Origin of the sequence: Pseudoduganella plicata, from assembly GCF_004421005.1 — a bacterium.
Taxonomy (GTDB): domain Bacteria; phylum Pseudomonadota; class Gammaproteobacteria; order Burkholderiales; family Burkholderiaceae_D; genus Rugamonas; species Rugamonas plicata.
Window position 1 is genome coordinate 5,118,728 of record NZ_CP038026.1, and the last position, 18,882, is coordinate 5,137,609.

General features: G+C 64.1%; 18 protein-coding genes and 1 pseudogene. 15 read left to right on the forward strand and 4 right to left on the reverse strand.

Annotation, left to right across the window (positions count from 1 at the left end):
• Positions 1-73 precede the first annotated feature (73 nt).
• The 6 genes from ugpQ (at position 74) to E1742_RS22580 (ending at position 8,025) form a co-directional block, all read left to right on the forward strand.
• Complete coding sequence (ugpQ, locus tag E1742_RS22555; RefSeq protein ID WP_134387340.1) at positions 74-817, forward strand: glycerophosphodiester phosphodiesterase; 744 nt, start codon at positions 74-76, stop codon at positions 815-817.
• 71 nt (positions 818-888) lie between these two features.
• Positions 889-3,498, forward strand: a complete 2,610-nt coding sequence (gene alaS / locus E1742_RS22560; RefSeq protein WP_134387341.1) for an alanine--tRNA ligase — start codon at positions 889-891, stop codon at positions 3,496-3,498.
• Between the two features lie 399 nt (positions 3,499-3,897).
• Complete coding sequence (locus E1742_RS22565; RefSeq protein WP_107141178.1) at positions 3,898-4,125, forward strand: sulfurtransferase TusA family protein; 228 nt, start codon at positions 3,898-3,900, stop codon at positions 4,123-4,125.
• Positions 4,126-4,335: 210 nt separating this feature from the next.
• Positions 4,336-5,085, forward strand: a complete 750-nt coding sequence (locus E1742_RS22570; protein WP_134387342.1) for an electron transfer flavoprotein subunit beta/FixA family protein — start codon at positions 4,336-4,338, stop codon at positions 5,083-5,085.
• A 120-nt stretch (positions 5,086-5,205) separates the two neighbouring features.
• Positions 5,206-6,138, forward strand: coding sequence for an electron transfer flavoprotein subunit alpha/FixB family protein (locus E1742_RS22575; RefSeq protein WP_134387343.1), 933 nt, complete (start codon positions 5,206-5,208; stop codon positions 6,136-6,138).
• A gap of 84 nt (positions 6,139-6,222) precedes the next feature.
• Complete coding sequence (locus tag E1742_RS22580; protein WP_134387344.1) at positions 6,223-8,025, forward strand: acyl-CoA dehydrogenase; 1,803 nt, start codon at positions 6,223-6,225, stop codon at positions 8,023-8,025.
• A gap of 80 nt (positions 8,026-8,105) precedes the next feature.
• Here E1742_RS22580 and E1742_RS22585 read toward each other — a convergent pair whose 3' ends face one another.
• Positions 8,106-8,525: a glycine zipper 2TM domain-containing protein gene (locus E1742_RS22585; RefSeq protein ID WP_134387345.1), complete on the reverse strand. Its 420-nt coding sequence runs from the start codon at positions 8,523-8,525 to the stop codon at positions 8,106-8,108.
• 329 nt (positions 8,526-8,854) lie between these two features.
• On the opposite strand from E1742_RS22585, the gene E1742_RS22590 reads away from it, so the two are divergent.
• Positions 8,855-9,475: a LysE family translocator gene (locus tag E1742_RS22590; protein WP_134387346.1), complete on the forward strand. Its 621-nt coding sequence runs from the start codon at positions 8,855-8,857 to the stop codon at positions 9,473-9,475.
• 18 nt (positions 9,476-9,493) lie between these two features.
• Here the strand turns inward: E1742_RS22590 and E1742_RS22595 are convergent, their stop codons facing one another.
• Together E1742_RS22595 and E1742_RS22600 are read right to left on the reverse strand one after the other, a co-directional pair.
• Entirely contained in the window at positions 9,494-9,928 is a 435-nt protein-coding gene (locus tag E1742_RS22595; RefSeq protein WP_134387347.1) for a glycine zipper 2TM domain-containing protein, read from the reverse strand.
• Between the two features lie 145 nt (positions 9,929-10,073).
• A complete protein-coding gene (locus E1742_RS22600; protein WP_189568688.1) occupies positions 10,074-10,493 on the reverse strand; it encodes an NINE protein in 420 nt (139 codons plus the stop codon).
• 232 nt (positions 10,494-10,725) lie between these two features.
• Between E1742_RS22600 and rpsP the strand changes: the two genes are divergently transcribed.
• The 8 genes and pseudogenes from rpsP to E1742_RS22640 all read left to right on the forward strand — a co-directional run bounded on the left by rpsP (position 10,726) and on the right by E1742_RS22640 (position 18,000).
• Positions 10,726-10,971 (forward strand): 30S ribosomal protein S16, encoded by a 246-nt coding sequence (rpsP, locus tag E1742_RS22605; protein WP_134387348.1) that lies wholly within the window; start codon positions 10,726-10,728, stop codon positions 10,969-10,971.
• Positions 10,972-10,980: 9 nt separating this feature from the next.
• Complete coding sequence (gene rimM / locus E1742_RS22610) at positions 10,981-11,529, forward strand: ribosome maturation factor RimM (protein ID WP_134387349.1); 549 nt, start codon at positions 10,981-10,983, stop codon at positions 11,527-11,529.
• Between the two features lie 23 nt (positions 11,530-11,552).
• Entirely contained in the window at positions 11,553-12,299 is a 747-nt protein-coding gene (gene trmD, locus E1742_RS22615) for a tRNA (guanosine(37)-N1)-methyltransferase TrmD (protein WP_134387350.1), read from the forward strand.
• 140 nt (positions 12,300-12,439) lie between these two features.
• The gene (gene rplS / locus E1742_RS22620; RefSeq protein WP_134387351.1) at positions 12,440-12,826 is read left to right on the forward strand and encodes a 50S ribosomal protein L19; all 387 of its coding nucleotides are present in this window, start codon (positions 12,440-12,442) and stop codon (positions 12,824-12,826) included.
• 164 nt (positions 12,827-12,990) lie between these two features.
• Complete coding sequence (locus E1742_RS22625) at positions 12,991-13,650, forward strand: CoA pyrophosphatase (RefSeq protein WP_134387352.1); 660 nt, start codon at positions 12,991-12,993, stop codon at positions 13,648-13,650.
• Positions 13,651-13,693: 43 nt separating this feature from the next.
• The gene (locus tag E1742_RS22630) at positions 13,694-14,656 is read left to right on the forward strand and encodes a CobD/CbiB family protein (RefSeq protein WP_134387353.1); all 963 of its coding nucleotides are present in this window, start codon (positions 13,694-13,696) and stop codon (positions 14,654-14,656) included.
• A 219-nt stretch (positions 14,657-14,875) separates the two neighbouring features.
• Entirely contained in the window at positions 14,876-15,187 is a 312-nt protein-coding gene (locus E1742_RS22635) for a DUF3579 domain-containing protein (RefSeq protein WP_134387354.1), read from the forward strand.
• A 75-nt stretch (positions 15,188-15,262) separates the two neighbouring features.
• Positions 15,263-18,000, forward strand: a pseudogene (locus tag E1742_RS22640) (M16 family metallopeptidase).
• 54 nt (positions 18,001-18,054) lie between these two features.
• Here E1742_RS22640 and E1742_RS22645 read toward each other — a convergent pair.
• A complete protein-coding gene (locus tag E1742_RS22645) occupies positions 18,055-18,792 on the reverse strand; it encodes a GntR family transcriptional regulator (protein ID WP_134387355.1) in 738 nt (245 codons plus the stop codon).
• Positions 18,793-18,882 lie beyond the last annotated feature (90 nt).

Here is an 18,882-nt window from a genome sequence, read left to right on the forward strand (position 1 = left end):
TCTCGTTGTTGTTCGAAGGGCCACAGCTTAGCCTATCTGTACCCGGGCATCCACTCGTGGTACTGTTTCACGCATGTGGCCCTATCCCAGAATGATCGCCCACCGGGGCGGTGGCACCATGGCGCCGGAAAACACGTTGGCGGCGCTGGCGGCCGGCCTGCGCCACGGCTATCATGCCGTCGAGTTCGATGTGATGCTCTCGCGCGACGGCATCGGCGTCGTCATGCACGACCCGGACTTCGGCCGCACCGTCCTGGGCCCGGGCAGCGTCGCGCAGACGGATGCGGCGGCCATCGCGGCGCTCGATGCCGGTAGCTGGTTCGGCGCGGAACACGCGGGCGAGCCGGTGCCACTGTTCGTGCCGTTCGCCGAGTACTGCAAGGGGCACGACATCTGGATGAACATCGAGATCAAGCCTGCGCCCGGCCACGACGAGGCGACCGGCCGCTGGGTCGCCAGCACCGTCCGCGACCTGTTTCCGGACGAGAGTGACCAGGCCAGGCTGCCGCTGCTGTCGTCGTTCAGCGCCGCGGCGCTGCGGGCGGCGCGGGCTGCGGCCCCGGGCTTGCCCCGGGCGCTGGCCTTCGGCGCGCTGCCGCCCGACTGGGAAGGGCAGGCGCGCGAACTGGGCGTGCTGTCCGTCCACGTCGACCACAACCGGCTGACACCGGCCCTGGCGCAGTCCGTCAAGGCGGCCGGATTCGGGCTGTTTTGCTATACCGTCAACGATCCCGCGCGCGCCCGGCTGCTGCTGGGGTGGGGCGTGGACGCGATCTGCACCGACCGGATCGATCTGCTGGCGTGGGACTTCAAGTAGCTGCCAGCGTTATATAATCAGCGTTTTACCCAATCCAGCCAGGGCACGCGCGCCCGCACTAGCCAACCAACATGAAATCATCTGAAATCCGCGAGAAGTTCCTCAAATTCTTCGAGTCCAAGGGTCACACGATCGTCCGCTCCAGCCCGCTGGTGCCTGGCAACGATCCGACCATGCTGCTGACGAACTCCGGCATGGTGCAGTTCAAGGACGTGTTCCTGGGCCTGGATACGCGTCCGTATTCGCGCGCCACGTCCGTGCAGCGCTGCGTGCGCGCCGGTGGCAAGCACAACGACCTGGAAAACGTGGGCTACACGGCGCGTCACCACACGTTCTTCGAGATGCTGGGTAACTTCAGCTTCGGCGACTACTTCAAGCGCGACGCCATCGCCTACGCCTGGGAACTGCTGACGAAAGTGTACCTGCTGCCGGCCGAGAAGCTGACCGTCACCGTCTACCAGGAAGACGACGAAGCGTACGACATCTGGGCCAACGAGATCGGCGTGCCGAAAGAGCGCATCATCCGCATCGGCGACAACAAGGGCGCCCGCTACGCTTCCGATAACTTCTGGCAGATGGCCGACACCGGCCCGTGCGGCCCGTGCACCGAGATCTTCTACGACCATGGCGCGGAAATCTTCGGCGGCCCTCCGGGTTCGCCGGACGAAGACGGCGACCGCTTCATCGAAATCTGGAACCTGGTGTTCATGCAGTTCAACCGCGACGAAGCGGGCAACATGACGAAGCTGCCGAAGCCTTGCGTGGACACGGGCATGGGCATGGAACGCCTGGCCGCCGTGCTGCAGCACGTGCACAGCAACTATGAGATCGACCTGTTCCAGAACCTGATCAAGGCGGCCGCACGCGAAACGGGCGTGACGGACCTGGAAAGCAAGTCGCTGCGCGTCATCGCCGACCATATCCGCGCCGCGTCGTTCCTGATCGTCGACGGCATCATCCCGAGCTCGGAAGGCCACGGCTACGTCCTGCGCCGCATCATCCGCCGCGCGCTGCGTCATGGCCACAAGCTGGGCCAGACCAAGCCGTTCTTCTACAAGCTGGCCGCCGACCTGAACACGGAAATGGGCACCGCCTATCCGGAGCTGGCCGACAAGCTGTCGTACGTCCAGCAGGTGCTGAAAACGGAAGAAGAGCGCTTCGGCGAAACGCTGGAAAACGGCATGAAGATCCTGGAAGCGCAGCTGGGCAAGGATCCCCACAAGCTCGATGGCGCCACCGCCTTCACGCTGTACGACACCTACGGCTTCCCGCTGGACCTGACGGCGGACATCTGCCGCGAGCGTGGCGTCACGCTGGACGAAGCCGGCTTCGCCGAGGCGATGGAAAACCAGAAGAAGACGGCGCGCGCGGCCGGCAAATTCAAGATGGCCGCCAATGTGGAATACAGCGGCGCCAAGACGAGTTTCGTCGGCTACGAGCAGCTCCATTTCGATTCGACCGTCATCGCGCTGTACAGCAACGGTGCGCCGGTGCAGGAACTGAACGCGGGCGAGCAGGGCATCGTCGTGCTGGACACGACGCCGTTCTACGCGGAATCGGGCGGCCAGGTGGGCGACCAGGGCGCCATCCAGAGCGCGACCGCGAAGTTCGCCGTGGACGACACGCTGAAGATCCAGGCGGACGTGTTCGGCCAGCACGGTGTGCTCGACAGCGGCACGCTGAAAGTGGGCGACAAGGTCTCGGCACTGGTCGACACGGAAAAGCGCAACCGCACGATCCGCAATCACTCGGCAACGCACCTGATGCACAAGGCGCTGCGCGAAGTGCTGGGAGGCCACGTGGCGCAGAAAGGCTCGCTGGTCGATCCTGACAAAACCCGTTTCGACTTCAGCCACAACGCGCCCGTGACGGCCGAGCAGATTGCCCAGGTCGAAGCGCTGGTGAATAAAGAGATCCTGGAGAACCATCCGACCAAGGCCCAGCACATGTCGTTCGACGACGCCGTCAAGCATGGCGCCATGGCGCTGTTCGGCGAGAAGTACGGCGACCAGGTGCGCGTGCTGGACATCGGCACGTCCAAAGAGCTGTGCGGCGGCGTGCACGTCAACCGCACGGGCGACATTGGCCTCTTCAAGATCGTTTCCGAAGGCGGCGTCGCGGCCGGCATCCGCCGTATCGAAGCGGTGACGGGCGAAGGCGCGCTGGCGCTGGTGCAGTCGATGGCGCGCCGTCTGAACGAAGCGGCGGCGGCTCTGAAGGCCACGCCGGAAGAAATCACGAGCCGCATCGGCCAGGTACAGGACCAGGTCAAGTCGCTGGAGCGGGAACTGAACGCGCTGAAGTCGAAGCTGGCCTCGGGCCAGGGCGACGAGCTGGCGACCAAAGCCGTCGACGTCAAGGGCATCAAGGTGCTGGCGGCAACGATGGAAGGCGCCGACGTGGCGGCGCTGCGCGAGACGATGGACAAGCTGAAGGACAAGCTGAAGACGGCCGCCATCGTGCTGGCCAGCGTGGCCGACGGCAAGGTCAGCCTGATCGCCGGCGTCACCGCCGATTCGATCGGCAAGGTCAAGGCAGGCGAGCTGGTCAACTTCGTCGCCCAGCAGGTGGGCGGCAAGGGCGGCGGCCGTCCGGACATGGCGCAGGCGGGCGGCACCAACCCGGCCGGTCTGCCTGATGCGCTGGCTGGCGTGGCCGGCTGGGTCGAGGCCAAGCTGTAAGGGCCGCTAGGGCGGGGCAGGGAGGGCGGCATTGGCCGCCCTTTTTCTTACGCGCGCCACACGCAGCCAAAATCCAGGGACAGCCCCCTATTTTCGGGACACATTACCTGGAAATAGGCGGCTGTCCCTGCTTTGTGGTCCAGCGGTCACCAACGTAGTGCGCAGGATGCACCGTGATGACGCAGTGCATCAGCGGCCATTTTTGGTCTATACTCCGCTCCCTGCGCGTCAGATCGGGGTCTCGTTGTCTTACATGAATCTGACGTTGCAACTTTGCAACGACATATGAACAATTTTGGTGCAGTGCGTCACGCCAGGTAATTTGGAGTAGACTGTGCCGACTCTGCACAAAAATTGGCGAGAAATTTGATGAGCGAAACTCTACTCGAAACCGAAATCATGGAATTTCACAAGGAACTCGATGCACGGGGCCTGAACTGCCCGCTGCCGATCCTGAAAGCAAAAAAGGCGCTTGCCGAACTGGAAAGCGGCCAGGTGCTGCGCATCATGGCGACCGACCCCGGTTCCGTGCGCGACTTCCAGGCGTTCGCCAAGCAAACGGGCAACCCGCTGCTGTCGCACGTCCAGCATGGGGCCGAGTTTACCTTCCTCATGCAACGCAAGTAAGCTGGCAACATTCGCGGGTGCCTCGCCGGCCCGCGCGCGGCACAGAACCTAGGACAGTTCCTGCTTCAGGACTGTCCTTTGTCATTTTAGAGCGCTGCCACTAACAAAAAATCGCACGATCGTGCTTTAATTCTGTACCGGGCTAGAAATACTCATATAATCTAGCCCACATTTTCGCTAACACCACTATCACTTTTCCAAAGGCATCCCATGAAAGTCCTGGTACCTGTCAAACGCGTGGTCGACTACAACGTCAAGGTACGCGTCAAGTCTGACGGCACTGGCGTCGATATCGCCAACGTCAAAATGTCGATGAACCCGTTCGACGAGATCGCAATGGAAGAGGCGACCCGCCTGAAAGAAGCGGGCAAAGTGACCGAAGTGGTGGCCGTCTCCTGCGGCGTGACGCAGTGCCAGGAAACGCTGCGCACGGGCATGGCGATCGGTGCCGACCGCGGCATCCTGGTGGAAACCACCGCCGACCTGGAGCCGCTGGCAGTGGCCAAGCTGCTCAAGGCGCTGACCGACAAGGAGCAGCCGCAGCTGATCATCCTGGGCAAGCAGGCCATCGACGACGACTCCAACCAGACCGGCCAGATGCTGGCAGCCCTGCTGGGCTGGCCACAGGCGACGTTTGCGTCGAAAGTGGTGCTGGAAGACGGCAAGGCAACCGTGACGCGCGAAGTGGACGGGGGCCTGGAAACGGTGGCCCTGACGCTGCCGGCCATCGTCACCACCGACCTGCGCCTGAACGAGCCGCGCTACGTGACGCTGCCGAACATCATGAAGGCCAAGAAGAAGCCGCTGGAAACGATCAAGCCGGAAGACCTGGGCGTGGACGTGGCGCCGCGCCTGAAGACGCTGAAGGTCGTCGAGCCGGCCAAGCGCTCCGCCGGCATCAAGGTACCGGACGTGGCAACGCTGGTGTCTAAGCTGCGCACCGAAGCCAAAGTCATCTAATTCACTAGCGGCGCGTACAAAAACCGGGGTCAGCCGATTCGTCGGACCGCCCCTTTGGGGACAGATCCCGGACTGGGGTCACCGGGCCAACTCGCCACAGCAAACAAGGACACAGAAATCATGGTCGCACTCGTCATCGCAGAACACGACAACGCCAGCCTGAAAGGCAGCACCCACCACACCGTCACCGCGGCAGCACAAGCCGGTGGCGAAGTCCACGTCCTCGTCGCCGGCTCGAACGCCGGCGCCGCGGCGCAGCAGGCCGCGCAGATCGCTGGCGTCACCAAGGTGCTGGTCGCCGATGCACCGCACTTTGCCGACGGCCTGGCCGAAAACGTGGCCGAGCAGATCCTGGCCATCGCCGGCAACTACAGCCACATCCTGGCGCCAGCCACCGCCTACGGCAAGAACATCCTGCCGCGTGTGGCCGCCAAGCTGGACGTCGCGCAGATCTCCGAAATCACCAAGGTCGATGCGCCCGACACGTTCGAGCGCCCGATCTACGCCGGTAACGCCATCGCCACCGTGCAGTCGTCGGACAAGGTGAAAGTCATCACGGTCCGTACCACGGGCTTCGACGCCGCTGCCGCCACCGGCGGTTCGGCCGCCACGGAAAACGTGACGGCAGTGGGCGACGTCGGCAAGTCGTCGTTCGTCGGCCGCGAACTGGCCAAGTCGGACCGTCCCGAGCTGACGGCCGCCAAGATCATCGTTTCGGGCGGCCGCGGTATCGGCTCGGCCGACAACTTCAAGCTGCTCGAACCGCTGGCCGACAAGCTGGGCGCGGCCATGGGCGCCTCGCGCGCTGCGGTGGACGCGGGCTTCGTGCCGAACGACTGGCAGGTAGGCCAGACCGGCAAGATCGTCGCGCCTTCGCTGTACGTCGCCGTCGGCATCTCCGGCGCGATCCAGCATCTGGCCGGCATGAAGGATTCGAAGACGATCGTGGCGATCAACAAGGATCCGGAAGCGCCGATCTTCTCGGTGGCCGACTACGGCATCGTGGGCGACCTGTTCGAGATCGTGCCGCAACTGGTCAAAGAGCTGGGCTAACCAGCCCGCCGCAGGACTGAATCACGAGCCACGCTGGCCAGGCACAGAACGCCGGCCACCGTGGCTTTTTTCTTGGAGAAGACAATGCCTTATACCGCCCCATTGAAGGACATGCTGTTCGTGATGAACGAACTGGCCAACCTGTCGGCCGTCAGCGCGCTGCCGGGTTGCGAGGACGCGACCCCGGAGACCGTCGAAGCGGTGCTGGAGGAGAACGCGAAATTTGTCAGCGGCGTCATCGCCCCGCTGAATCATGCCGGCGACAAGGAGCCGAGCTTCTGGCATGACGGCCAGGTCACCACCAGCAAAGGCTTCAAGGAAGCGTTCCGCCAATTCGCGGACGCCGGCTGGCAAGGCCTGCAGCACCCGCAGGACTTCGGCGGCCAGGGGCTGCCCAAGCTGGTCGGCACGCCATGCGTGGAGATGCTGCAGGGCGCGAACATGTCGTATGGCCTGGTCGCGCTGCTGTCCGACGGCGCCATCGAGGCGCTGCTGACCGCAGGCAGCGACGAGCAGAAGGCCACGTACCTGGAGCCGCTCGTCACGGGCAAGTGGACCGGCACGATGAACCTGACGGAACCGCAGGCCGGCTCCGACCTGGCCGCCGTGCGCACCCGCGCCGTGCCGCAGGGCGACGGCACGTACAAGATCTTCGGCACGAAGATCTACATCACGTGGGGCGAGCATGACATGACGGAGAACATCATCCACCTGGTGCTGGCGCGCACGCCGGATGCGCCACCGGGCGTGAAAGGCATCTCGCTGTTCATCGTGCCGAAGTTCATGGTCAATGCGGACGGCTCGCTGGGCGCGCGCAACGACGCGCACTGCGTGTCGATCGAACACAAGCTGGGCATCAAGGCCAGCCCCACGGCCGTGCTGCAGTTCGGCGACAACGGCGGCGCCATCGGCACGCTGGTGGGCGAGGAAAACCGCGGCCTGGAATACATGTTCATCATGATGAACGCCGCCCGTTTCGGCGTCGGCATCCAGGGCATCGGCCTGGCCGAAAACGCCTACCAGCAGGCTGTCGCGTTCGCCAAGGACCGCGTGCAGTCGCGCGACCTGGCCGGATCGAGCGGCCCGGTCTCGATCATCCATCATCCGGACGTGCGCCGCATGCTGATGTCGATGCGCGCCCAGACGGAAGCGGCGCGCGCGCTGGCCTACGTGGGTGCGGGCTTCTCCGACATCGCCCATCATCACCCGGATGCGGACGAGCGCGCGGCCCATATGGCCATCTACGAATACCTGGTCCCGATCATCAAGGGCTGGTCGACGGAGATGAGCGAGAGCGTCACGCGCGATGGCGTGCAGGTGCATGGCGGCATGGGCTTCATCGAGGAGACCGGCGCCGCACAGCACTACCGCGATGCCAAGATCCTGCCGATCTACGAAGGCACGACCGCGATTCAGGCCAACGACCTGGTAGGCCGCAAGACGGTGCGCGATGGCGGCAAGGTGGCGCAGCACCTGATCGCGCAGGTGCGCGCGACGGCCACGCAGCTGGGCGAGCTGGAGGGCGCGGGTCATGGCGAACCCTTTGCCGCCATCCGCAAGAGCCTGGAGCAGGGCGCCGCCGACCTGGAAGCGGTGGTCGCCTTCGTGCTGGACAACGTCAAGAGCGACGTCAAGGCCGTCTTCGCGGGCAGCGTGCCTTACCTGAAGCTGGCCGGCATCGTGCTGGGCGGCTGGCAGATGGGCCGCGCCGCCGTCATCGCGCAGAAGAAGCTGGCCGAAGGCGCCGGCGACGCGTCGTTCTTTCAGGCCAAGATCGTCACGGCCCGCTTCTTCGCGGACCACATCCTGACGGCATCGGTCGGCCTGAAGAACGCCATCGTCGACGGCCACGCCGGCGTGCTGGGACTGTCGGAAGACCAGTTCTGATCCGCTGACGTTGCCAAAAAACGGAGCCTGTCACCGGTTTTCGAAAAACCGGTGACAGGCTCCTTTTTTTTCGGCGCAGGTTACCCGCGCACCAGCGTGCCGTCGCGCAGCTTGACCTTGTCCCCGGTGCGCATGGCGGGATCGGTGTTGAACAGCACCGTCTCCGTCAGGCCGCTGTCGTAGCGCACCGTCACGTGCCACTCGCGCACCTTGTTCATCTTGCCTTCCACCTGCTTGCCGGCATACGCGCCGCCAGCGGCACCGGCGAAGGTTGCCACCGTGCGGCCGCTGCCGCTGCCGATCTGGTTGCCCAGCATCGCGCCGGCCACGCCGCCGGCGATCATCCCTGCAGCCCCGCCTTCGCCGTCACGCTCCGTCATGCGCACGTCGGTTACTTTGCCGCACTCGTTGCAGGCCTTCTTTTTCGGAGCGGCCTGCGCTTCCATTGCCGTGGTGCCTGAAGCCAGCAGCATGGCAATTATCACATTGCAGAGTTTCATATGTCCTCCAGGAAAGTTGGAGGGCCAGTATCGCCCGGCGTCCGCAGGCGCAGAGGGCAGAGCGATCGAGTCTTGCTTGTGGTCAATTGGCCGCCGCCGAGCCCCTGCGTTGCGTGAAGGGCGCGCAATTGTGGGAAAACTGTCGGAGTCTTCAGCGCATTTGTAAGGAAGCGCTCACATGGCTGCGACGCTGGAGTACGCTGACTGCTGTGGTCACGCGGGAGCTGAAGAAGGGCTCCAGCCCATCTTCTTGCCTTTGCCCTGCCAGTACGTCTCTGCTGGCGGGGATTTTTTTGTTCTGCCAGAATGACAAGACTTCGGGGGAAAACATGGACCTGTCCACGCTGCTGCTGTTCGTTCCTGCCTGCTTCGCGCTTAACCTGGCGCCCGGGCCCAACAATCTGCTGTCGGTCAGCAATGCCACGCGTTACGGTTTTCGTGCGGCATGTGCCGCCGGGGCCGGCCGCCTGATCGCTTTTGCCGGGATGATCGCGCTGGCCGCTTCCGGCCTGGCCGTGGTGCTGCATACGTCGGCCACGCTGTTTTCCGTCATCAAGGTGCTGGGTGCCGCTTACCTGTTCTGTCTCGCCTGGCAGCTGTGGCGCGCCGAGCTGGCAGCGGGGCACGATGAGGGGGCGGTAAGCGCGGGCTTGCTGTCCCTGATGCGGCAGGAGTTCCTCGTCGCGGCCGGTAACCCGAAGGCCATCCTGATCTTCACGGCATTCCTGCCGCAGTTTGTCGACCCGGCCGGCCCGGTGGCGTCGCAGTTTGGACTGCTGGGCGCATTGTTCCTCGGGTTCGAGGGCGTGGCGATCGCGCTGTATGCCGCGCTGGGTACGCGGCTGCGCCTGTGGTTCCGCGCCCCGCGCAGCAAGCGCATTTTCAATCGCAGCTGCGCGGGGTTGTTGTCCGGTGCGGGTCTGGGGTTGTTGCTGGCGCGGCGGGCCTAAGACGCGCCGCGTGGCGCATCACCCGCGGACGATGGTGCCGTTGGCGCGATGCACGCGGTCGCCGTTGTGCAGGCGCGGGTCGTTGCGGAAGTTGAACGTGCCGGACTTGCCGTTGTCATAGCGTACTTTCACGGTCCAGACGCGTTCCTTGTTCATGCGGCCTTCGATATGCTTGCCGGCATAGGCACCGCCAACAGCGCCCGCGACGGTGGCGAGCGAGCGACCCGTGCCGCTGCCTACCTGGTTACCCAGCAGGCCGCCGGCCAGACCGCCGACGATGACGCCGGTGGCGCCGCCCTTGCCGTTCTGTTCCGAGACGTGCACGCTCGTGACCCGGCCGCAGTCGTTGCAGACGCGGTGCTTCTTGTGATGCGGGTCGGCCTGAGCGCCCGCCATCGTGACAGTCAGTGCGGTGGCCAGCAGCGTGGCGCGGAGTTTGGTCAGGGTGTTCATGTGCGGCTCCTTATGTGGCGATGGCCGCAGTATAGAGCTGGCATCGACCCTATGGCTGAGCAAATTGTAATCTCTTGTGACAGGGAAACGCGATCAACCGGGCAAGTCCGCGACGGTGCTGGAAAAGTCCGAGCGTCCGCGCCCGTCAGCCGTAGGCACCCCCCGTGTAAAGCAGGTCGAACAGCCGGGCCATCGTGGCGATCAGCAAACCGGCGCCGACCATCAGCGTGGCGACGAGGATGAGCGCCAGCGGCCAGCGCGATACGGAGGTCCGGCCGGAAGCGGCGTTGTAACGCGCATCCCACTTCTCGTCCGGCATCAGCCCCAGCACCAGCGCTTCAAGGCAGCCTGCCAGGACGGAGAGCGTCAGCGGCAGGTACCAGAAATACCAGTCGGCCGCCGGCGCGGAGGTCATGGCAAGGCCGCAGGCGGGCAGGGCGGCCGCGTGCAACCAGCCCCAGCGGTCCTGCAGGCCATGCAGATAGAAGCGGTGGACGCCGAGGCCGCCGAGCAGGGCTGCCAGCAATGTCGCCAACGTCTTGTTTTTGTGTCTGCTTCGCAACATGTCGACAATACAAGGTTCCGGGAAGCCAACAGTATCTTGCATAATCGGCCCGTCGTGTTGGCCGTCTGCGAGGCGATCCGAAGAATAATTAGCGATTGCCGTTGAGGCCAAGGTAGAGGATAATCATGGATTACCCCGACACAGTCCCATTGTCATTAATGCTTTGCAGTCGCAGGAGAAGCACGCTATAATCTGCGGCTTTTTCCGACTCAGCACACTTTTTGGAATTATTATGGTCGTTATTCGTTTAGCTCGTGGTGGTGCCAAGAAGCGCCCTTTCTACAACATCGTTGCAACCGATTCCCGCAACCGTCGTGACGGCCGCTTCGTCGAGCGCATCGGTTTCTACAACCCGATGGCATCGGGCCAGGAAGAGCCGTTCCGCGTTGCAGCAGACCGTCTGGCCTACTGGCAAGGCGTCGGCGCTCAGCTGTCCCCAGCTGTTGCCCGTCTGGTCGCAAGCCAAAAAGCAGCCTAAGTTTTCAGTTTGTCCGGCAAGACAGCATCCGGGGTGGAAATCCCTGACGATCTGGTACAGGTAGGCTTTGTCTCCGGTGCCTATGGGGTGGTTGGCGGAATCCGGGTGCGCCCGTTTTCCGATGACGCCGATGCCCTGTTGCACGTGACAACCTGGTGGCTGGATAAACCGGGCCTGCGCGACGTCGACGTCAAGCGGGCCAAGTTGCATGGCGGCGATGTTGTCGCCCAGCTGGTCGGTCAGACCGACCGCGATGCGGCGGAAGCGCTCAAGGGCGCCGCGGTGTTCGTGCCGCGCAGCCAGTTCCCGCAACTGGATGAAGACGAATTTTACTGGTCCGATCTGATCGGGCTGGAAGTAGAGAATTTGCAGGGCGAACGCCTCGGCGTCGTGCACGACATGATGAGCAATGGGCCGCAGTCCATCCTGCGCGTCACGTCGGCGCCCGCGGCGGAAGAAGCAGGGCAGGAACGCCTGATTCCGTTCGTGGACCAGTTTGTCATCAAGGTGGACAAGGACGCGAAGAAGATCGTCGTGGACTGGGGCCTGGATTACTGAGCCCCGTTTTAACCAGGTCCACCATGCAGTTCGACGTCGTTTCCCTGTTTCCCGAGATGTTTTCCGCGCTGACGCAGTCCGGCGTGACGCGTCGTGCCTTCGAGCAGGGGCGTTGGGGTCTGTCGTTGTGGAATCCGCGCGATTTCACGACGGACAACCACCGTACCGTGGACGATCGCCCGTATGGCGGCGGCCCCGGCATGGTAATGCTGGCCAAGCCGCTCGAGGCAACGATCAATGCGGCGAAACATCGCCAGGTGGTTGCGGGCCTGCCCGCGCCGCGCGTCGTGTTCATGTCGCCGCAAGGCCGGCAGCTGACGCACGAGCGGGTAATGGCGTTGAAGAACGAACCGGGTCTCGTGATCCTGTGCGGCCGTTACGAGGCGGTGGACCAGCGCTTGCTGGACCGCTGCGTCGACGAGGAGATCAGCCTTGGCGACTTCGTGCTGTCGGGCGGTGAACTGCCCGCGATGGCGCTGATGGATGCCGTTGTCCGGCAGTTGCCCGGTGTGCTGAACACCGACGCATCGGCCGTGGAGGACAGCTTCGTCAACGGCCTGCTCGACTCGCCGCACTACACGCGGCCGGAAGTGTACGAAGGCATGGCCGTGCCGCCTGTCCTGATGGGCGGCAACCACTTTGAAATCAACAAGTGGCGCCGTGAGCGGATGCTGGAAGCAACCGCGAAAAAGCGTCCCGACCTCCTGGAGGCAGCCCGCGCGGCGGGCCTGCTGTCGAAGGGGGACGAAAAGTTTTTGGCGGGTTTGTAAATCCGCCAGGGTGGCGGCAGCAACAAGCTGAGGCGGCCCTGTAATACCGTGCGAACAATCGTGTTCGCGTGTTTAACCCCATCCTCTACCGGGCGGTAGTTTCGAATGCGCCGGCAAGATGGTTATTGGAGTCATTAAAAATGAACCTGATTCAGCAACTCGAGCAAGAAGAAATCGCTCGCCTGGGCAAGAACATCCCTGATTTCGCGCCTGGCGATACCGTGGTCGTCAACGTCAACGTCGTCGAAGGCACGCGCAAGCGCGCCCAGGCTTACGAAGGCGTCGTGATCTCCCGTCGTAACCGTGGCCTGAACTCGAACTTCATCGTTCGCAAGATCTCGTCCGGCGAAGGCGTCGAGCGTACCTTCCAGCTGTACTCCCCGCTGATCGCTTCGATCGAAGTGAAACGTCGCGGTGACGTCCGTCGCGCCAAGCTGTACTACCTGCGCGAGCGTTCGGGCAAGTCCGCACGTATCAAGGAAAAGCTGCCGAACCGTCGCGCTACCGCGAACAAAGAATCCGCGTAATCGTAGCGGGTTGGTTCGAGAGAAGGGGTGCCGCGAGGCGCCCCTTTTTCTTTGGCGGCAAGGCGCGCGATTGTAATCGGACACGCAGTCCCCATCTCGTCACGATTGCCTGATCGTGCCTTGTGCTATGGTTTCCGTCAGCATCAATTCACCCGGAGGATTCATTGGCCAAGCCCCAGTTCGACCCGACCCAGCTCCCCATCGACAACATCGCCGGCGAAGCGCCCGTGCCGCCGGAGCGCCTGGACGCCACCTGGCTGCGCGAACGCTTTGCCGCACCCCCCGTGTGGACGCCCGAACCTTCCGACGAAAGCTGGTCGCCACGGCCGAACCCCACGCCGGCCTCCGTACTGGTGCCGCTGGTACAGCGACCGCGCGGCCTGTCGCTGCTGCTGACGCTGCGCACGGCACACCTGAACGATCACGCGGGCCAGATCGCCTTCCCCGGCGGCCGGGCGGAGCAGTTCGATGCCGATGCCGTCGATACGGCGCTGCGCGAGACGGAGGAGGAGATCGGCCTGCACCGCCGCCATATCGAAGTCCTGGGCACGCTGCCGTTGTACCAGACCGGGACGGGCTACAGCGTGACGCCGGTGGTGGCCCTGGTGGCGCCGCCGTTCGAGCTGAAGGCGGACCCGTTCGAGGTGGCGGAGATCTTCGAAGTGCCGCTGGCGTTCCTGCTGGACGGCGCCCATCACGAGCGCCGTTCGATGGCGCTGGCGGGCGCCCGCCGCACGTTTTACACGATGCCCTACGAGCAGTATTTCATCTGGGGCGCCACTGCCGGCATGCTGCGCAATCTGTTTCATTTCTGGCGCGCTTAGGCTATCGTAGCGCACATTGCGGTATTGCTATCAAAGGACATAGATGACATTTCTTTCCATTCTCTGCGCATTGCTGCTCGAGCAGATGAAGCCACTACGCGCGGATAATCCGATCTACGCCGAGATCAAACGTCTCGCAGTGCGCATGGAAACCTGGTTCAACGCGGGTCACCCCAGCCATGGCCGGATCGGCTGGTTCGTCATGATGGCAGCGCTGATCATTCCCACGGGGCTGATCTACTGGGTGCTGCAGCGCTATGACCTGATCGTCGCCGCCTTTGCGTGGAATGTCCTGATCGTTTATCTCACGCTGGGCTTCCGGCATTACAGCCACTATTTCACGTCGATCCAGCTGGCCCTGAACGCGGGCGACGAAGCGGCCGCGCGCGCGCTGCTGGCCGAATGGACAAAGCTCGATACCGTGGGCATGGAAGTCACCGAGATCTCCCGCGTCGCCGTCGAGAAGGCGCTGATCACGACGCACCGCAGCGTGTTCGGCGTGTTCTTCTGGTTCCTGATGCCCCTCGGTCCCGCAGCCGCCGTCATGTACCGCGTCGCGGAATACCTGGCGCGCGCCTGGAACGAGCCTGAACACATGCGCAATGAGGCGTTCGGCCTGTTCGCCGCGCGCGCGTTCTACTGGATCGACTGGATACCGGCGCGCCTGACGGCCGTGGCCTTCGCCATCGTGGGCAATTTCGAGGACGCCATTTACGCATGGCGCAACTTCGCCCACCGCTGGCGCGACGAGGCGATCGGCATCATCCTGGCCGCCGGTGGCGGCGCGATGGGCGTGCGTCTCGGTACGCCGCTGGAAAACGCGGCAAAAATGATGGTGCCGGCAGATGCGGGCACGGTGGACATCAGCGACGTCGAAGTGGAGACGCTGCCGGGGGATGAACCGTCGATCCGCGCGCTGCAAAGCACCGTGGGCCTGGTCTGGCGCGCGCTGTTGTTGTGGATGCTGCTGCTGTTGCTGCTGTCGGGCGCCGTGTATCTAGGGTGAGCCTCTCCAGGCTGAACCGATGCCGCGCTTCCTGCGCGGCATCGGTGCCCGGCAAAGCCGTTTACAATGCAGCCGGCGGCAGTCGCACGGGCGTAGTAATCCTTCAGCGGCGGTCGGGTACTTCGGCGCTCAGGTCTTCTATAAGATATAATACCTGAGGTTTCTCCACCGGGTTTCTCACGGGTTTCTCACGCATATCTCAGGTATTCTTCCCAGCCTATGGCCAGCGAGTTCTTTATTCTTGGGCTTACCACCGACGGCAAGCAATTCCGTCCCAGCGACTGGGCGGAGCGCCTGTGTGGCGTGATGTCCTGCTTCCGGCCGGCGGGCACGGGCGGCCGCAACGCCCACCTGCAGTATTCGCCGCTGGTGCGGCCGACGATGACGAACGGCGTCAAGGCCGTTGTCGTCAACGACACGCTCAAGGAAATCGAGCCGATGGCGTATCACTTCGTGCGCCAGTTCGCCGCCGACAACAAGCTGCAGGTCGTCGATGCCTGCCACGTGCCCCTGCCGGGCGACAAGACCTGACGGTTTCCATACCAGTTCCCCCTGGCGCCCGAATGGCGTAGGATAAGGTTTTGCCAACGCTCGTTGCGAGACCAAATGACTTCACGTACCAAGGCAGCCTCGCTGCTGTCCTGCTTTTCCCTTACCTTCTCCCTCACCTGTTCCGTCAGCTTCGTTCCCACCGCCGCCGCGGCCGACAATGTCGTCGCCAAACTCCCGGCCGGAGTCGTCAAGGGACCTTCCATCGAAGGCATCACCGAGTACCGCCTGGCCAACGGCATGAAGGTGCTGCTGTTCCCCGATGCATCCAAGCCTACCGTCACCGTCAACGTCACGTACCTGGTCGGCTCGCGCCACGAAAACTATGGCGAGACGGGGATGGCGCACCTGCTGGAGCACCTGATGTTCAAGGGCTCGCCGAACCACCGCGCCATCCCGCAGCAGTTTGCCGAACGGGGCATGAACTTCAACGGCACCACGTCGCAGGACCGCACCAATTACTACGAGGTCTTCCCGGCCAGCGGCGACAATCTCCAATGGGCGCTGTCGATGGAGGCGGAGCGCATGACGAAGTCGTTCATTGCGAAGAAGGATCTCGACTCCGAGATGACCGTCGTCCGCAACGAGTACGAAAGCGGCGAGAACAGCCCGTTCCAGGTGCTGTCGAAGCGGATGGAGAGCGTGGCCTACGACTGGCACAGCTATGGCCGTTCGACCATCGGCAACCGCAGCGACATCGAGAACGTGCGCATCGAGAACCTGCAGGCGTTCTACCGTACGTGGTACCAGCCGGACAACGCCGTCTTGCTTGTCGCCGGCAAGTTCGACCCGGCGCAGACGCTGGCGTCGATCGCCAGGACATTCGGCGCCATCCCGAAGCCGAAGCGCAAGCTGCCGCCCTTCTGGACGGTCGAACCCACGCAGGACGGCGAGCGCCAGTTCACCGTGCGCCGCAAGGGCGACGTGCAGATCGTCCTGGTCGGCTACAAGGTGCCGTCCGGCCTGCATCCGGATGCGGACCGGCTGTCGTTCATGAGCCAGATCGAAAGCGATACGCCGAACGGGCGGCTGCACAAGCTGCTGGTGGAGACCGGCAAGGCGGCGCAGGTCTTCAGCTATGGCCAGACCGGCTATGCGCCGGGCCTGCAGCTGTTCGGCGCCGTCGTCAAGGCGGGCCAGCCGATCGAGCCCGTGCGCGACGCGCTGATCGAAGCCGTGGAGAGCTTCGCCAAGGTGCCGCCGACGGAAGAGGAAATGGAACGCACGCGCCGCACCTACAACAACGCCATCGAGAAGGCGCTGAACGATCCGCAGCAGGTGGGCGTGGCGCTGTCCGAGCCTATCGCGCTGGGCGACTGGCGCCTGCTGTTCCAGGGTCGTGACAATATCGCAACGATCACGGCGCAGCAGGTGGCCGATGCGGCCGCCACGTACCTGAAGCGCGATAATCGTACGGTGGGCCTGTTCCTGCCGGAAGACCAGCCGCTGCGCGCCGTGATCGCGCCGGCGCCGGAGGCGGCCGAAGTGCTGAAGCATTACAAGCCGAAGGAAAGCAGCCTGACGTCGGAAAACTTCGACCCGAGCCAGGACAACATCATGGCGCGCACCACGCTCACGCAGATCGGCAAACTGAAGGTGGCGCTGCTGCCGAAGAAGAACCGCGGCGAAGCCGTCTCCGTAAACCTGCGCCTGCACTGGGGCGACGAGAAGAACCAGTTCAACAAGTCGATGATCGCGGCCATGACGGGCGAGATGCTCACGCGCGGCACCAGCAAGTACACGCGCGCGCAACTGGCAGACGCAATGTCGAAGCTCAAGATCAGCGGCGGCATCTACGGCTACGAGACGACCCGCGAGCACCTGGACGCGGCGGTACGCCTGATGGCCCACGTGCTGAAGGAGCCGAGCTTCCCGGAAGCCGAATTCGAGCAGCTGCGCCAGCAGTGGATCGTCGGCATCGAGGCCAATCGCAACGAGCCGCCCGCGCTGGCAAGCCAGGCGCTGGAGGAATACTTCGACCACTGGCCGAAGGGCGATCCCGCGCCGTGATGACCGTCGACGAGCAGCTGGCCGAGCTGAAAGCGATGAAGCTGGACGACATCAAGGCATACCACCGCGAGTTCTACGGCGCGTCGCACGGCGAGCTAGCGATTGTCGGCGACTTCGACAAGGATGCCATCGCCAGGACCGTGGCGGAGTCCCTGGACGGCTGGGAAAGCAAGGCAAGCTACGCGCGCATCCTCGATGCGAATGTCGACAAGCCTGCGGTGCGCAAGGCGATCGTCACGCCCGACAAGGAGAATGGCTTCTACACCGCGCGCGTCAACCTCGACCTGCGTACCGACGATGCCGACTACCCGGCGCTGGAGCTGGCCAACTTCATCTTCGGTGACGGCGGCCTGAAGTCCCGCCTGATGGACCGCATCCGCCAGAAGGACGGGCTGTCGTACGGTGGCGGGTCGGCGCTGAACGCGGGGGACATCGACCGCGCAGGCAGCTTCTCGATCAGCGCCATCGCCGCGCCGCAGAACCTGCCGAAGCTGGAAAACGCCGTGCGCGAGGAACTGGCGCGGGCAGTCAGGGAAGGCTTCACGGCCGCGGAAGTGGCGGGCGCCAAATCGGGCCTGCTGCAACAGCGCCTGCAGAACCGCTCGAAGGACAACGTCGTTGCCGCCGGCTGGACGAAGTACCTCTACCTCGGCCGCACGTTCGAATGGAGCAAGCAGCACGAGCAGAAGCTGCAGCGCCTGACGGTGGAGCAGGTCAATGCCGCGTTCCGCAAGCATGTCGATCCGGCGAAACTGGCTGTCGTTGTGGCGGGCGATAAGAAGTAGCAGTGGAAGCACCGGGGCAGGTGCCATTCCCGGGTGCCTGCCCCGGCGTGGACGCTATGGCGTCGAGAGCTCCGCCACAAAGTCATACATGTCCCCGCGGAAGATGGACCGGCAAAATTCCACCGCCCGGCCATCGCGCAGGAAACCCAGGCGCTCGACCGCCAGCCCCGCATCCCCCTGCTGTGCTTGCAGCAACTGGGCCTGCTCCGCGTTCAGCAGCAGCGCGGAGAGCCGCTGCAGCGCACGCACGGGCCGGTTGCCCGACTTCTCCAGCGCCTCGTACATCGACACGTCCACGGCTTCCAGCGAGGGCAGCGCGCCCGCGACGATGGTCGCGTATTCGAGGCACATCGGCATGTCGTCGGCATAGCGGATGCGGTTGAACCGGTAGACCGGCGCGCCCGGCGAGAGCCGCAGACGGAGCGCTTCTTCCGGCGTCACCGTGCCTTCCGAACGCTTCAGCCAGACGCTTTTCGGCGTGCGTCCGCGCGCCCGCATGTCCTCCGAAAACGACGTCAGCTTGGCGAAGTTCTTTTCGATGCGGGTATTGATGAAGTTGCCGGAGCCGGGCCGGCGCACCAGCAGGCCTTCGTCGACGAGACCGTCGATGGCCTTGCGCACGGTGATGCGGGAAATCGACAGGTCCGCCGCCAGCTGGCGCTCCGCCGGCAGCGCTTCCTCCGGGCCGAACACGCGCTTGTCGATGGCCTCGCGCAGCGCCCGCTGCAACTGCTGGTACAGCGGCAGGCTGGTCTGCCCCATGCCGCGCATGATCTCTGCAAGCGTACTCATTCCCTCTCCCGTGCGCGGCGATGCGCATTCTTCTCGCGTGCTTTTGTATGCCGAAAGGCGGCGTCGATAATACCAAAAAAAGACCATACG

Excerpts from the sequence above, each read along its gene's own strand:
- ugpQ (WP_134387340.1), top strand. The coding sequence starts at position 74 with ATGTGGCCCTATCCCAGAATGATCGCCCACCGGGGCGGTGGCACCATG.
- alaS (WP_134387341.1), top strand. The coding sequence starts at position 889 with ATGAAATCATCTGAAATCCGCGAGAAGTTCCTCAAATTCTTCGAGTCC.
- E1742_RS22565 (WP_107141178.1), top strand. The coding sequence starts at position 3,898 with ATGGAATTTCACAAGGAACTCGATGCACGGGGCCTGAACTGCCCGCTG.
- E1742_RS22570 (WP_134387342.1), top strand. The coding sequence starts at position 4,336 with ATGAAAGTCCTGGTACCTGTCAAACGCGTGGTCGACTACAACGTCAAG.
- E1742_RS22575 (WP_134387343.1), top strand. The coding sequence starts at position 5,206 with ATGGTCGCACTCGTCATCGCAGAACACGACAACGCCAGCCTGAAAGGC.
- E1742_RS22580 (WP_134387344.1), top strand. The coding sequence starts at position 6,223 with ATGCCTTATACCGCCCCATTGAAGGACATGCTGTTCGTGATGAACGAA.
- E1742_RS22585 (WP_134387345.1), bottom strand. The coding sequence starts at position 8,525 with ATGAAACTCTGCAATGTGATAATTGCCATGCTGCTGGCTTCAGGCACC.
- E1742_RS22590 (WP_134387346.1), top strand. The coding sequence starts at position 8,855 with ATGGACCTGTCCACGCTGCTGCTGTTCGTTCCTGCCTGCTTCGCGCTT.
- E1742_RS22595 (WP_134387347.1), bottom strand. The coding sequence starts at position 9,928 with ATGAACACCCTGACCAAACTCCGCGCCACGCTGCTGGCCACCGCACTG.
- E1742_RS22600 (WP_189568688.1), bottom strand. The coding sequence starts at position 10,493 with ATGTTGCGAAGCAGACACAAAAACAAGACGTTGGCGACATTGCTGGCA.
- rpsP (WP_134387348.1), top strand. The coding sequence starts at position 10,726 with ATGGTCGTTATTCGTTTAGCTCGTGGTGGTGCCAAGAAGCGCCCTTTC.
- trmD (WP_134387350.1), top strand. The coding sequence starts at position 11,553 with ATGCAGTTCGACGTCGTTTCCCTGTTTCCCGAGATGTTTTCCGCGCTG.
- rplS (WP_134387351.1), top strand. The coding sequence starts at position 12,440 with ATGAACCTGATTCAGCAACTCGAGCAAGAAGAAATCGCTCGCCTGGGC.
- E1742_RS22630 (WP_134387353.1), top strand. The coding sequence starts at position 13,694 with ATGACATTTCTTTCCATTCTCTGCGCATTGCTGCTCGAGCAGATGAAG.
- E1742_RS22635 (WP_134387354.1), top strand. The coding sequence starts at position 14,876 with ATGGCCAGCGAGTTCTTTATTCTTGGGCTTACCACCGACGGCAAGCAA.
- E1742_RS22645 (WP_134387355.1), bottom strand. The coding sequence starts at position 18,792 with ATGAGTACGCTTGCAGAGATCATGCGCGGCATGGGGCAGACCAGCCTG.